Raw genomic sequence first — 13,978 nt, forward strand, 5'->3', positions numbered from 1 at the left:
GGCTGGAAGATGCTGCTCTACAAGGAAGTGCTGCGCTTCTGGCGCGTCGGCGTCCAGACAATTGCGGCCCCCGTGCTGACGGCCGTGCTCTACCTGATGATCTTCGGCCATGTGCTGTCCGATCGCGTGCAGGTCTATCCGGGCGTGAGCTATGTGGCCTTTCTGGTGCCCGGCCTGGTCATGATGAGCATGTTGCAGAACGCCTTCGCCAACAGTGCTTCCAGCCTGGTGCAGAGCAAGATCATGGGCAATCTGGTGTTCATCCTGATGACGCCGATGCATGCCTGGCACTGGTTCATCGCCTACGTGGGTGCAGCGCTGGTGCGTGGCCTGCTGGTGGGGCTGGGCGTGTATCTGGTGACGCTGTTCTATGCGCCGGCGCAGGCCGCCTCGATCACCTGGATCCTGGCCTTTGCCGTGCTGGGCAGCGGCCTGATGGGCGCGCTGGGCCTGCTGGCCGGGCTGTGGGCCGACAAGTTCGACCAGATGGCCGTGTTCCAGAACTTCATCGTGATGCCGATGACCTTCCTGGCCGGCGTTTTCTATTCGATCCACTCGCTGCCGCCTTTCTGGCAGTTCCTGAGCCATCTGAATCCGTTCTTCTACATGATTGACGGTTTCCGTTTTGGCTTTTTTGGCGTCAGCGACGTCTCTCCCTGGCTGAGCCTGGGCATTGCCGGCGTTGCCATGCTGCTGGTATCGCTCCTGTGCCTGTATCTGCTCAGGACGGGATACAAGCTGCGCACCTGATATCCTAGACACCATGACTGCTGACGAACTGCGTTCCCTTCTTGCCGCCGGCCTGCCGTGTGACCACCTCGAAGTCGAGGGTGATGGTCGCCACTGGTTTGCCGTGATCGTATCTCCCGCTTTCGAGGGCAAGCGCGCCATTGCGCGTCACCAGCTGGTGTATGCCGCGCTGGGCCAGCGCATCCAGACCGACGAGGTCCATGCGCTGTCCATGAAGACGCATACCCCGGCAGAGTGGGCGCAGCTGTCTGCGGCCTGATTCCCTTTTCCTCTACAGAATCCTCACATGGACAAACTCCTGATCCGTGGCGGCAAGCCCCTCAACGGGACCATTGCCATCTCCGGTGCCAAGAATGCGGCACTGCCCGAAATGTGTGCCACGCTGCTGACCAGCGAACCGGTGCGCCTGTACAACGTGCCGCGCCTGCGTGACGTGGCCACCATGCGCCGCCTGCTGGAAAACATGGGCGTCCAGATCCAGACCCATGGCGAACGCGGCGGCATGAGCTTCCAGTCGATGGAACCGGTCAATTCCGAAGCCCCGTACGAGTTGGTCAAGACCATGCGCGCCTCGGTGCTGGCACTGGGCCCGCTGCTGGCGCGTACCGGTCGTGCACGTGTATCGTTGCCCGGCGGCTGCGCGATTGGTGCGCGCCCGGTAGAACAGCACATCAAGGGCCTGCAGGCCATGGGTGCCGAGATCCGCGTCGAGCATGGCTATATCGAAGCCAGCCTGCCCGCCGGCCGGACGCGCCTCAAGGGTGCGAGCATTACCACCGACATGATTACCGTCACCGGTACCGAGAACTTCCTGATGGCGGCCACGCTGGCAGAAGGGACCACGGTGCTGGAAAACGCTGCGCAGGAGCCGGAAATCCCCGACCTGGCCGAGATGCTGATCAAGATGGGTGCAAAGATTTCGGGTCACGGCACCAGCCGCATCGTGATCGAGGGCGTCGAGAAGCTGCACGGTTGCGAGCACGCCGTGGTGGCCGACCGCATCGAATGCGGCACTTTCCTGTGCGCCGTGGCCGCCACCGGTGGCGATGTGCTGCTGGAGCATGGTCGTCCCGAGCATCTGGATGTGGTGATCGACAAGCTGTGCGAGGCCGGCGTCGACATCGTGCGTGAAGGCGATGGCATCCGCGTGCGCGCGGCCGGCCCGGCCTGGCAACACCTGAAGGCGCAAAGCTTCCGCACCACCGAATATCCCGGCTTTCCGACCGACATGCAGGCGCAGTTCATGGCGCTGAATGCCGTGAGTCAGGGCAGCAGCCTGGTGACCGAGACCATTTTCGAGAACCGCTTCATGCACGTGAGCGAGCTGTCGCGCCTGGGTGCCAACATCACCATCGATGGCAAGAATGCCATGGTCGAAGGCGTGGAGCGCCTGTCCGGTGCCACCGTGATGGCGACCGACCTGCGCGCCTCGGCCGGCCTGGTGATCGCCGGCCTGGTGGCCGAGGGTGAAACCACCGTGGATCGCATCTACCACCTGGACCGTGGCTACGACCAGATGGAAGTGAAGCTGCGCACCCTGGGAGCCGATATCGAACGGGTGGCCGGATGATCACGCTGGCACTGTCCAAGGGACGCATTTTTGACGAGACGCTGCCCTTGCTGGCGGCGGCCGGTATCGAGGTGCTGGAAAGCCCGGAAAGCTCGCGCAAGCTGATCCTGCCGACCAACCAGCCCGATGTGCAGGTGGTGCTGGTACGCGCCACCGATGTGCCGACCTATGTCCAGTACGGCGGTGCCGATCTGGGCGTGGTGGGCAGGGACACCCTGATCGAGCACTGTGCCGAATGGGGCCAGACCAGCCTGTTCCAGCCGCTGGACCTGCAGATTGCGCGCTGCCGCATGAGCGTGGCGGTGCCGGTCGGCTTTGACTATGCCGGCAAGGTCAAGCAGGGCGCACGTCTGCGCGTGGCAACCAAGTACGTCAACATCGCGCGCGAGTTCTTCGCCGAGAAGGGCGTGCACGTCGACATCATCAAGCTCTACGGCAGCATGGAGCTGGCCCCCCTGATCGGCATGGCCGATGCCATCGTGGACCTGGTGTCCACCGGCGGCACGCTCAAGGCCAACAACCTGGTCGAGGTTGAGCACATCATGCCGATCAGCTCGCGCCTGGTGGTAAACCAGGCCGCGCTCAAGCTGCAGCAGGAACCGATCCGCCGCCTGATCGACACCTTTGCCGAGGCCATTGCCCATCCGGCTGTGGCCTGATGCCGGTGGCGCGGCCTGATCCGCGCCATGGTTTTTGCCTATTCCGGCCATGCCACCGGCCCGCGTGACCACGCGGGCCATTTCGCTTACAGTAATCGCATGACAATCCTGAAAGCCACCCCTCTGCGTCTGTCCACCTCCCAGCCCGATTTCGAGGCCGCGTTCCAGGCGCGCCTGCACTGGAGCGCCGATACCGATGCCGCCATCGAGCAGCGTGTGGCCGATATCCTGGCCGACGTGCAGCAGCGGGGCGATGCTGCCGTGATCGAGTACACCGCGCGCTTTGACCAGCTGCAGGCCGAAAGCATGGCGCAGCTGGAACTGGACCAGGCCGAGCTGAAGGCAGCCTTTGACAGCCTGCCGCAAGACCAGCGCAGTGCGCTGCAGGCGGCAGCGACCCGCGTGCGCAGCTACCACGAGGCACAGAAACAGGCCAGCGGCGAAAGCTGGACTTACCGCGATGCCGACGGCACCCTGCTGGGCCAGAAGGTGACCCCGCTGGACCGCGTCGGCATTTATGTGCCGGGCGGCAAGGCCGCCTATCCGTCCTCGGTGCTGATGAACGCGATTCCGGCGCATGTGGCCGGCGTGCAGGACATCATCATGGTGGTGCCCACGCCGCGCGGCGAGAGAAACCCGCTGGTGCTGGCCGCCGCCCATGTGGGCGGTGTCAGCCGCGCCTTCACCATTGGCGGTGCCCAGGCCGTGGCAGCGCTGGCCTATGGCACGGCGACGATTCCGAATGTGGACAAGATCACCGGCCCCGGCAACGCCTATGTCGCCAGCGCCAAGCGCCGCGTATTCGGCACCGTCGGCATCGACATGATTGCCGGCCCGAGCGAAATCCTGGTACTGGCCGATGGCAGCACGCCAGCCGACTGGGTGGCGATGGACCTGTTCAGCCAGGCCGAGCACGACGAACTGGCGCAATCCATCCTGCTGTGCCCGGATGCGGCCTATATCGATGCCGTGCAGGCGGCCATTGACCGCCTGCTGCCCGACATGCCGCGCGCCGAAATCATCGCCAAAAGCCTGAATGGCCGTGGTGCACTGATCCACACTGCCAGCATGGAAGAGGCCTGCGCCATCAGCAACCGCATTGCGCCCGAGCACCTGGAAGTCAGCAGCAACGATCCGCACCGCTGGGAGCCGCTGCTCAGGCATGCCGGAGCGATCTTTCTGGGGGCCTACACCAGCGAGAGCCTGGGCGATTACTGCGCCGGCCCCAACCATGTGCTGCCGACCAGCGGCACGGCACGCTTCAGCTCGCCGCTGGGCGTGTACGATTTCCAGAAGCGCAGCAGCCTGATCGAGGTGAGCGAGCAGGGCGCGCAGGAGCTGGGCCGCATTGCCAGCGTGCTGGCGCATGGCGAAGGCCTGCAGGCGCATGCGCGCGCGGCGGAGATGCGGCTCAAGGATTGAGTTGGCGATGCACGGCTGCGGGCAGGACGACAGGGCGGTGACATGCGTTACCATGGCAGACAGGTCTTGCCCTTAGCCCGGAGAATATGCCCATGTCAGTCTGGTCAGACGGATACGTCAGCGACATCAACTACACCTACGGCTATTACGCCGAGCTCGACCCGCAGCGCGCCGTATTGCCCTTGCTGATGGCAGGGCTGGCGGTGCCGCCTGTGCGTACCGCCTGTGAGCTGGGTTTTGGCCAGGGCCTGTCGATCAATGTCCATGGGGCAGCGGGGCCGGCAGGCTGGTGGGGAACGGACTTCAATCCGGCGCACACCAGTTTTGCCCAGGAACTGGCCACCCAGTCCGGCGGCCAGCTGCATCTGGTGGATCAGGCCTTCAGCGAATTTTGTGCACGCGAGGATCTGCCCGGCTTCGACTTCATCGGCCTGCATGGCATCTGGTCCTGGGTGTCGGATGACAACCGCCGTATCCTGGTCGATTTCATCCGCCGCAAGCTGAATGTGGGCGGCGTGCTTTACATCAGCTACAACACCTTGCCGGGCTGGTCGGCGGCAGCGCCCATTCGTCACGTGATGGCCGAACATGCCCATGTCATGAGCGCTCCCGGCCAGGGCATGGTGCAGCGCGTCAAGGATTCGGTCCATTTCACGCGGGAACTGCTCAAGCTCAGCCACAGCTACCAGAGGCAGGTGCCCTCCATCCTCGAACGGGTGGAGCAGGTCAGCGGGCAGAATCCGCACTATCTGGCGCATGAATATTTCAACCGCGACTGGCATCCGGTCTACTTTTCCGAGATGCAGGACTGGCTGGAACCGGCCAAGGTCAGCTTTGCCTGCTCGGCCAATTACCTGGATGATTTTGCCCCCTGCCTGCTGGACGAGCAGCAGCAGGCTTTCCTGGCAGCGATTCCCGACGCCGCATTTGCGCAAACCGCCAAGGACTATCTGCTGAACAAGCAATTCCGCACCGATTACTGGGTCAAGGGCGCGCGCCGCATCAGCAGTGTGCAGGCCGAAAAAGCCTGGAATGCCTTGCGCTTCATGCTGATTTCCCGGCGCGATGCGGTGCAACCCAGCATCCGGCGACAGCGCGAGGTCAATCTGGTTCCGGAGATTTACCAGCCGGTGCTGGACCTGCTGGCCGACCATGAGGTGCATGCCGTGGCCCAGCTGGCCGAAGGGTTGGCCGGCAGTGGCATCACGCGTGCACAGCTGCACGAGGTGCTGACCATTCTGCATGCCACAGGGGATCTGGTGCTGGTGCAGGATGCGGACAGTATTGCGCAGGCACGGCCCCGTTGCGAGGCACTCAACCGTCACCTGTTGCAACTCAACCGGGTCAATGGCGATATCCGCCACCTGGTCAGCCCGGTCAGCGGCGGCGCCGTGGCTTGCGATCGCATCGTGCAGCTGTTTGTGCTGGCGTATACCAAAGGCTTGCGCGAACCGGCGCAGTGGGCCGGCTTTGCCTGGGAGGCCTTGCAGATGCAGGGGCAGTGCCTGGTGCATGAAGGCAAGACCCTGGAGACTGAAGCGGACAATCTGGCCGAGCTGCAGCGGCTGGCCGATGCATTTGCCTTGCACCAGCTGGCCATTTTCCGCCGTCTGGAGTTGCTGGGCGACTAGCGCCCGCCTGGCCCGCAAAAAAGCCGGAAGTCCTGACGGACATTCCGGCTGGCGTCAGAGGCGGCTGGTACAGCCGCCCGTGATCACTTGTAGTCGGTGATGATGCCGCAACCGATGCGTGCACCGGCGTTGCCGGTGGGCTGCGCCGTGTAGTCGTCGTCATCCGCGTGCACGATCACGGCCTTGCCGATCACGCTGTTGGGGCCGCTCAGGGCCACGCTGTCGCTGGTGATGTCGACCAGGGCCACACCCTTGCTGTCGGTGCGCAGGGCCGGCAGGTCGCCGACGTGGTGATCACCGGCACCGTGCATGCCGTGCGGCTTGGCGGTCGGGTTGAAGTGACCGCCAGCGGCATTGCCGGCATCGGCGCAGGAGCCATTCTCGTGCACATGGAAGGCGTGCCAGGCGTTCGGCTTCAGGCCGCTGATGCTGCCGCTGATCAGCACGCTGCCGTCCTTTTGCTGGAACTTCAGGTTGCCCTTGGCCGTGCTGTCTGCCGTGGTCGGGGCGATATCGGCCAGGATGCCGGATTTCTTTTCGGCAGGCTGGGTCTTGGCCTGGGGCGCGGCGGGTGTCTTGGTGTCCGTGGCGCAGGCACCCAGCAGGGCGACAGAAGCCGTGGCCAGGACGGCCGCTGCAGTGCGGGAGATGCAAGTCATGATCAGTTTCCTTGTGAGTTGGTGCTTGTTGTCTTGGGGCCTGCGCCAGGCGCAGACAGCCACCCAGCAATGTAGAGTCTGATCATGACGGTTGCGTGAACCTGCTGCCGGCGATTCAGGCTTGCAGGATCTCCGTCAGTGCATCAACCAGCAGCTGGCATTCGTCCTCGGTGCCGATCGAGATGCGCAGAAAGGCATCGATGCGCGGCTTGGCAAAATGGCGCACGATGATGGAGCGCTCGCGCAGGGCGCTGGCCAGTTCGGCTCCGCCATGCTGTGGGTGGCGCGCAAACACGAAGTTGGCGCAGGAAGGCAGCACTTCGAAGCCCAGCTGTTGCAGCTGGCCCGTGAGCTGGCTACGGGTGGCGATGACACGGTCGACGCATTCCTCGAAATAGGCTTCGTCCTCGACCGAGGCCACGGCGGCGGCCTGGGTCAGCCAATCCAGCGGGTAGGAGTTGAAGCTGCTCTTGACCCGGTCCAGGGCCTCGATCAGGCCGGGATGGCCCATGGCATAGCCCACCCGCATGCCGGCCAGCGAGCGGCTCTTGGAGAAGGTGTGTACCACCAGTAGGTTGGGGTAACGGTCAATCAGCGAGACGGCACTGGTGCCGCCGAAATCGACATAGGCCTCGTCCACCACCACCACGGCCTGCGGGTTGCCGGCCACGATCTGCTCCACTTCATCCAGCGGCAGCGGGCGGCCGGTGGGCGCGTTGGGGTTGGCAAAAATGATGGCACCGGCCTGGCGACCGGGTTGCGGCAGGTAGTCGCGGGCCTGGATGCCGTACTCGGCATCCAGTGGAATCAGCTCGTAGCGGATGTCGTACAGCCCGCAATAGGTGGGGTAGAAGCTGTAGGTGATGTCAGGCATCCACAGCGCATGGTCGTGGCGCAGCAGGCCCATGAAGGCATGGGCCAGCACTTCGTCCGAGCCGTTGCCGACAAAAATCTGGCCGGGTTGCAGGCCAAAGCGCTGTGCCAGCACGCTGCGCAGCTGGTCGGCATTGGGATCAGGATAGAGTCGCAGGCGCGCGTCGGCGGTGGCGCAAATGGCTTCCAGTGCGCGCGGAGAAGGCCCGTAGGGATTCTCGTTGGTGTTGAGCTTGATCAGGCGGCTCAGCTTGGGCTGTTCGCCGGGGACATAGGGGGTGAGCGCGTGGACAATGGCGCTCCAGTAGCGGTTCATGCGAGGCTTCCGGAAAGAGGCTGAAACCTGAATGGTAGCAGTCTGCGCGGATATCGCCACGACAGCTGCCGATGGAGCCGGGAAGATGCGACAATCGGAGTCTTTCCCGCCCAGGTCTGCACGCCTGCAGACCGTGATGTTGTTTTGTGCCGGCAGCCGTGCTGCCGTGCGCTTTTCGAGAGTTGTCATGAGTAGCACACAAGCGATGCCCGCACGCACCGCAGAGGTCAGCCGCAAGACCGCAGAAACCGATATTTCCGTGGCCATCAACCTGGACGGCACTGGCGTTTCCCGCCTGGAGAGCGGCATCGGCTTTCTGGACCACATGCTGGAGCAGATTGCCCGACACGGCCTGATCGACATGGACATCCGCTGCCAGGGTGACCTGCACATCGACGGCCACCATACGGTGGAAGACATCGGCATTACGTTTGGCCAGGCCGTGGCGCGTGCCGTGGGCGACAAGAAGGGCCTGCGCCGCTATGGTCACGCCTATGTGCCGCTGGACGAGGCACTGAGCCGCGTCGTGATCGACCTGTCCGGCCGTCCGGGCCTGACCTTCGAGGTGCCGTTTACCGCGGCCATGATCGGCCAGCTGGATACGCAGCTGGTGTACGAATTCTTCCAGGGTTTTGTCAACCATGCCGGAGCCACCGTGCATGTGGACAACCTGCGTGGCATCAACGCCCACCACCAGTGCGAAACCGTGTTCAAGGCCTTTGGCCGTGCGCTGCGCATGGCGCTGGAGCACGATGACCGCTCCGCCGGCATGATTCCCTCTACCAAAGGCAGCCTTTGATGCAAAAATCCTCGGTCGCGATCGTCGATTATGAGATGGGCAACCTGCGCTCGGTGCAGCAGGCCGTGCTGCATGTGGCCGATGACGGCTTCGATGTTGTCATTGCACGCCAGCCGGAGCAGATCCGGGCGGCCGAGCGCGTGATCCTGCCGGGGCAGGGCGCCATGCGCGACTGCATGCAGCACCTGCGCGACAGCGGCATGATGGAGGCCGTGCTCGAAGCCGCCGCCAGCAAGCCGCTGTTCGGTGTCTGCGTAGGCATGCAGATGCTGCTGCAGCACAGCGAGGAGGGGGATACGCCCAGCCTGGGCCTGATTCCGGGCGAAGTGCGCCGCTTCCGGCTGGAAGGCAAGACCCAGGCCGATGGCAGCCGCTTCAAGGTGCCGCAAATGGGCTGGAACCAGCTGCACATCACGCGACCGCATCCGGTCTGGGACGGCATTGCCGACCAGGAGTGGTTCTATTTCCTGCACAGCTACTACGCTGATCCGGCCCGGCCTGCAGATTCCGTGGGTGAATCCGACTACGGTGGCCGCTACACCGCGGCGGTGGCGCGTGACAACCTGTTCGCCACCCAGTTCCACCCGGAAAAGAGTGCTGATGCCGGACTGGCGCTGTACCGCAATTTTCTCCACTGGAAGCCCTGAGCCTGCCGGCTTCCGATTCTTTTTCTTTTTCCCGTTCGTGTTTTTCCGAGAACCACCATGCTGCTGATTCCCGCCATCGATCTGAAAGACGGCCAATGCGTTCGCCTGCAACAGGGCGACATGAACCGTGTCACTACCTTCAACACCGACCCGGTGGAGCAGGCACTGCACTGGCTGGAACAGGGCGCACGCCGCCTGCACCTGGTGGACCTGAATGGTGCCTTTGCCGGCAAGCCCAAGAACCTGGGCGTGGTCAAGGAAATCCTGCAGGAAATCGCAGGCGAAATTCCGGTGCAACTGGGTGGCGGCATCCGCGATCTGGACACCATTGAGCAGTACATCGATGCCGGCATGCGCTACGTCATCATCGGCACCGCAGCGGTCAAGAACCCCGGTTTCCTGGCCGATGCCTGCAGTGCCTTTGGCGGCCACATCATCGTCGGCCTGGATGCCAAGGACGGCAAGGTCGCCACCGATGGCTGGAGCAAGCTGACCGGCCACGAGGTCACCACGCTGGCCAAGAAGTACGAGGACATGGGTGTGGAAAGCATCATCTACACCGATATCGGTCGTGACGGCATGCTGAGCGGCGTCAATATCGAAGCCACGGTGCGCCTGTCGCAGGCCAGCAGCATTCCGGTGATCGCCTCGGGCGGCCTGTCCAACATGGACGACATCGACAAGCTGTGCGCGGTCGAGGAAGAGGGCGTGATCGGCGTGATTGCCGGCCGTGCCATCTACAGCGGCGATCTGGATTTTGCCGCAGCCCAGGATCGTGCCGACGAGCTGGGACAGGCGCAGGACTGATCGCGTGGGCGACAGCGCGGACCTGTTGCAGCTGCAGGCTCCGGACGGGGCCCGTGCCACGCTGTCGCTGTTGGGCGGCCAGCTGCTGTCCTGGATCACGCCGGACAGGCTGGAGCGCTTTTATCTGAGCCCGCAGGCGGTGCGTGATGGCAGTGCGGCCATTCGTGGCGGTGTGCCGGTGTGCTGGCCGCAATTCAACCGGCGCGGACCCTTGCCCAAGCACGGCTTTGCGCGCCTGTCGCGCTGGTGCGTGCAGGCACGGCAGGCCGATCGTGCCGTGCTGCAGCTGACACTGGATGATGTGCCGGCGCAACTGCTGCAGGATGCGCAGGGCCGCACGGTCTGGAATCATCCCTTTGTGCTGACGCTGGACGTGCAGCTCCTGCCGGGTGCACTGGCGCTGGACTTGCAGGTCCGCAACAGTGGCGCACAGGCCTTGCGCTTTACCACGGCGCTGCACAGCTATCTGGCGGTGGACGATATCGCCGGCTTGCAGATCCACGGTGCCGATGGCCTGCGTTACTGGGATGCGGTGGCCGGCGCCGATCCGGCGTTTCCGCTGCAGCAGGGAGCCATTACCTTCCAGGCCGAAACCGATCGCGTCTACCCGCGTCTGGCCCGGGCGCAACTGCTTGAACCGGGACGCCAGCTGTGGTTGCAGCAGCCGGACAGCATGCAGCAAAGCGTGGTCTGGAATCCCGGGGCCGCGCTGTGTGCCACGCTGCCCGATCTGCCGGCAGATGGCTACCGGCATTTTGTCTGCGTGGAAGCGGCACAAATCGATGACGAGGTGCTGCTGCCGCCGGGCGAGCTTTGGCAGGGTGGTCAGCACCTGCACGTGGCATGAGCGGTAGCGCGCGACGCATGCCATTCTGGCAGCTCGGCTGGCGCAACCTGTGGCGCGATGTGCGATCGGGCGAGCTCGGCATGCTGGTACTGGCCGTGCTGCTGGCAGTGGCGGCGCTGACAGCCGTCGCCTTCTTTTCCGATCGTCTGGATCGTGCGCTGCAGCGTGATGCGGCACAGCTGCTCGGCGGTGATGTGGTGGTCAGCGCGGACCAGCCGATTCCGCCAGCGTTTGCACAGCAGGCGCAGGATCTTGGCTTGCGCCATACCAAGACGCTGACATTCCCGACCATGGCGCGTGTGGCGCCGGCACAGGGCATGACAGCGCGGCTGGTATCGCTCAAGGCAGTGGACCAGGGCTATCCGCTGATCGGTCAGGTGCGCGTGAGTGATGATCCGGCCTGGCAGGCCGGCATGCCTGACAGCGGAATGCGCCAGGGGCCGGCTGCCGGCGAGGCCTGGGCCGAACCGGCGCTGTTTGATGCGCTTGGCCTGCGTCCCGGTGACACGCTGATGCTGGGCGAGAGTGCCTTCCGCCTGAGCCGGGTGCTGACGCTGGAGCCGGACCAGGGCAACAGCCTGGTGAGTTTTGCGCCGCGCGTGATGATCCACGCCGCCGATTTGCCGGCCACCGGGCTGGTACAGCCGGCCAGCCGCATCCGCTACCGTCTGCCGCTGGCAGGCCCGGAGACGGCGGTGCAGGCCTATGTGCAGTGGGCCGAGGCGCAGCTCGGGCAGCAGGACATGCGTGGTATCGAGCTGCGCACGCTGGATCAGGATGGCGGCAACCCCCAGCTGCAGAAGACGCTGGACCGTGCCGGCAATTTCCTGAATCTGGTGGCGTTGCTGGCGGCCCTGCTGAGTGCTGTGGCAGTGGCTCTGGCCGCACGCGCCTTTGCGGCCCGCCATCTGGACGATTGCGCCATCTTGCGTGTGCTGGGCGTGCGTCAGCGCACCATGGCGGCGGCCTACACGATGGAGTTTGTGCTGTTGGGCCTGCTCGGCAGCGTGCTGGGGCTGCTGCTGGGCTATCTGGTGCACCTGGGCTTTGCCAGCCTGCTGGCCGGACTGGTCAAGACCACGCTGCCGCCGGCCGGCTGGCAGCCGCTGCTGCTCGGTTTGGGCGTGGGATTGACGCTGCTGCTGGCCTTTGGCCTGCCGCCGGTGCTGCAGCTGTCGGGTACGCCGCCGCTGCGCGTGATCCGGCGCGAGGTTGGACAGCTCAAGCCGGCGTCGTTGCTGACAGTAGTGCTGGGCGTGGGCGGTTTTGCGCTCTTGCTGCTAGCCAGCAGCAGTGACCGCCAGCTGGGACTGATCGCCGTTGCCGGTTTTGGCCTGGCGGTGCTGCTGTTTGCCGTACTGGCCTGGCTGGTGCTGTGGGCGCTGCGTCGCCTGCTGCAGTCGGCCATCGGCGAGCGCCTGCCGCGCTGGCTGGCGATGGCGCTGCGCCAGCTCACGGTGCGGCCGTGGCGCGCCGTGATCCAGGTCAGCAGCCTGGCACTGGGGCTGCTGTCCTTGCTGCTGCTGGTGCTGGTGCGTACCGATCTGGTCGATGGCTGGCAGCAGGTCACGCCGGCCGATGCCCCCAACCGTTTTGTCATCAACATCATGCCGGACCAGGCCGGTGCCTTTCGCCAGGCGCTGCTGGCTGCTGGCGTGACCCAGTTTGACTGGTATCCGATGGTGCGTGGCCGGCTGGTGGCGGTCAATGGCCGGCAGGTCAGCCCGGAGCATTTTGCCGAGGATCGCGCACGCCGGCTGGTGGATCGCGAATTCAACCTGAGCTACAGCGCCGAGCCGCCAGCGCACAATCCGATTGTGGCCGGCCAATGGCAGTCCGGCGAGGCCGACGGCATCAGCATGGAGCAGGGCATCATGGACACGCTGGGGCTCAGGCTGGGTGACCGGCTGCAGTTCGACATGGGTGGCGTGTTGCGCGAAGCGCGCATCAGCTCGGTGCGGCAGGTGGATTGGGCCTCCATGCATGTCAACTTCTTTGCCATGTTCCCGCAGGCGTCGTTGGGCGACGAGCTGGCGGTGACCTGGATCACCGCCTATCGCAACCCGCCTGCCGTGGCGGGTCAGCCCAGTCTGGACACGCAACTGCTGCAGACTTTTCCCAATGTGACCCAGATCGACATGAGCAGCACGATCCAGCAACTGCAGCGCGTGCTGGCGCAGGTGATTCGCGCCGTGGAACTGTTGTTCGGTTTTGGCCTGATGGCCGGGGTGGTGGTGCTGTTTGCCATGATCGGTGCCTCGCGCGAGGAGCGTGCGCGCGACATGGCCATCATGCGTGCCATCGGTGCCAGCCGCGGCCTGCTGGCGCGCATCCAGAGCGCCGAACTGATCGGCAGCGGTGCCCTGGCCGGCCTGCTCGCCAGCGTGGTGGCGCTGGTGCTGGCCTGGATTCTGGCGCAGCAGGTGTTCGGTTTTGCCTGGGTGCCGATCCCGTGGATCGTGCCGGTGGGCATGCTCGCGGGAGCGATACTGGCCTGGGCCGCCGGCTGGTGGAGTTTGCGCGGACTGCTGTCACGACCGGTGGTGGACACGCTGCGCAGCGTGCAAGAGGAAGGATGAAAGACAAGAGCATGACGCAGCAACAACAGCAACAGCAGCCCGCAACGGTGTTCGACTGGCTGGGCGGAGAAGCCGGGATCCGGCAACTGGTGACACGCTTCTATGACCTGATGGACCTGGAGCCGGCATACCGCGCATTGCGCGAGGTACATGGCACGGATCTGGAGCGGGCGCGCCAGCACCTGTTCTGGTTCCTGTGCGGCTGGAGTGGCGGCCCGGATTACTTTGTCGAGCGCTTTGGCCATCCGCGCCTCAAGGCGCGGCACCTGCCGTACCGGATCGGTATCCTGGAGCGCGACCAGTGGGTGGCCTGCATGGACCAGGCCATGGGCGAGGTCGGCATCGATCCGGCGCTGCATGCGCGGCTCAACCAGAGCTTTTTCCAGACTGCCGACTGGATGCGCAACGTTGGCGCGTAA

General features: G+C 64.7%; 14 protein-coding genes. 12 read left to right on the forward strand and 2 right to left on the reverse strand.

All coding sequences use genetic code 11. The features are described 5' to 3' along the window. The first annotated feature begins 9 nt into the window (after positions 1 to 9). From C513_RS0105830 to C513_RS0105855, 6 genes are all read left to right on the forward strand, one after another. Positions 10 to 750: an ABC transporter permease gene (locus C513_RS0105830; RefSeq protein WP_033394905.1), complete on the forward strand. Its 741-nt coding sequence runs from the start codon at positions 10 to 12 to the stop codon at positions 748 to 750. A 13-nt stretch (positions 751 to 763) separates the two neighbouring features. Further along, on the forward strand, positions 764 to 1,009 hold the full coding sequence (locus tag C513_RS0105835) for a BolA family protein (RefSeq protein WP_018715099.1): 246 nt from the start codon (positions 764 to 766) through the stop codon (positions 1,007 to 1,009). A gap of 27 nt (positions 1,010 to 1,036) precedes the next feature. Then, positions 1,037 to 2,320, forward strand: coding sequence for a UDP-N-acetylglucosamine 1-carboxyvinyltransferase (gene murA, locus C513_RS0105840; RefSeq protein WP_018715100.1), 1,284 nt, complete (start codon positions 1,037 to 1,039; stop codon positions 2,318 to 2,320). After that, positions 2,317 to 2,979 (forward strand): ATP phosphoribosyltransferase, encoded by a 663-nt coding sequence (hisG, locus tag C513_RS0105845; RefSeq protein WP_018715101.1) that lies wholly within the window; start codon positions 2,317 to 2,319, stop codon positions 2,977 to 2,979. The genes murA and hisG overlap by 4 nt, the downstream gene beginning before the upstream one ends. 99 nt (positions 2,980 to 3,078) lie before the next feature. After that, the gene (hisD, locus tag C513_RS0105850; RefSeq protein ID WP_033394906.1) at positions 3,079 to 4,401 is read left to right on the forward strand and encodes a histidinol dehydrogenase; all 1,323 of its coding nucleotides are present in this window, start codon (positions 3,079 to 3,081) and stop codon (positions 4,399 to 4,401) included. Positions 4,402 to 4,493: 92 nt separating this feature from the next. Beyond that, positions 4,494 to 6,032, forward strand: coding sequence for a methyltransferase regulatory domain-containing protein (locus C513_RS0105855; RefSeq protein ID WP_018715103.1), 1,539 nt, complete (start codon positions 4,494 to 4,496; stop codon positions 6,030 to 6,032). Positions 6,033 to 6,115: 83 nt separating this feature from the next. Here C513_RS0105855 and C513_RS0105860 read toward each other — a convergent pair whose 3' ends face one another. Next, complete coding sequence (locus C513_RS0105860; RefSeq protein WP_018715104.1) at positions 6,116 to 6,691, reverse strand: superoxide dismutase family protein; 576 nt, start codon at positions 6,689 to 6,691, stop codon at positions 6,116 to 6,118. A gap of 115 nt (positions 6,692 to 6,806) precedes the next feature. Beyond that, on the reverse strand, positions 6,807 to 7,880 hold the full coding sequence (hisC, locus tag C513_RS0105865; RefSeq protein WP_018715105.1) for a histidinol-phosphate transaminase: 1,074 nt from the start codon (positions 7,878 to 7,880) through the stop codon (positions 6,807 to 6,809). Between the two features lie 187 nt (positions 7,881 to 8,067). Between hisC and hisB the strand changes: the two genes are divergently transcribed. The 6 genes from hisB to C513_RS0105895 are packed head-to-tail and all read left to right on the forward strand — an operon-like array spanning position 8,068 to position 13,978. Further along, on the forward strand, positions 8,068 to 8,679 hold the full coding sequence (hisB, locus tag C513_RS0105870; protein WP_026320600.1) for an imidazoleglycerol-phosphate dehydratase HisB: 612 nt from the start codon (positions 8,068 to 8,070) through the stop codon (positions 8,677 to 8,679). After that, positions 8,679 to 9,326: an imidazole glycerol phosphate synthase subunit HisH gene (hisH, locus tag C513_RS0105875; protein WP_018715107.1), complete on the forward strand. Its 648-nt coding sequence runs from the start codon at positions 8,679 to 8,681 to the stop codon at positions 9,324 to 9,326. Before hisB ends, hisH begins: the two co-directional genes overlap by 1 nt. Positions 9,327 to 9,383: 57 nt before the next feature. After that, entirely contained in the window at positions 9,384 to 10,133 is a 750-nt protein-coding gene (hisA, locus tag C513_RS0105880; protein ID WP_018715108.1) for a 1-(5-phosphoribosyl)-5-[(5-phosphoribosylamino)methylideneamino]imidazole-4-carboxamide isomerase, read from the forward strand. A gap of 4 nt (positions 10,134 to 10,137) precedes the next feature. Beyond that, positions 10,138 to 10,980 carry a D-hexose-6-phosphate mutarotase gene (locus C513_RS12840; RefSeq protein ID WP_018715109.1) on the forward strand — a complete coding sequence of 281 codons (843 nt, stop codon included), beginning with the start codon at positions 10,138 to 10,140 and terminating at the stop codon, positions 10,978 to 10,980. A 17-nt stretch (positions 10,981 to 10,997) separates the two neighbouring features. Beyond that, complete coding sequence (locus tag C513_RS0105890) at positions 10,998 to 13,559, forward strand: ABC transporter permease (RefSeq protein ID WP_018715110.1); 2,562 nt, start codon at positions 10,998 to 11,000, stop codon at positions 13,557 to 13,559. Continuing rightward, a complete protein-coding gene (locus C513_RS0105895; RefSeq protein WP_018715111.1) occupies positions 13,556 to 13,978 on the forward strand; it encodes a group II truncated hemoglobin in 423 nt (140 codons plus the stop codon). The genes C513_RS0105890 and C513_RS0105895 overlap by 4 nt, the downstream gene beginning before the upstream one ends.

Origin of the sequence: Allobrachymonas chironomi DSM 19884 (genome assembly GCF_000374625.1) — a bacterium.
GTDB lineage: Bacteria > Pseudomonadota > Gammaproteobacteria > Burkholderiales > Burkholderiaceae_C > Brachymonas > Brachymonas chironomi.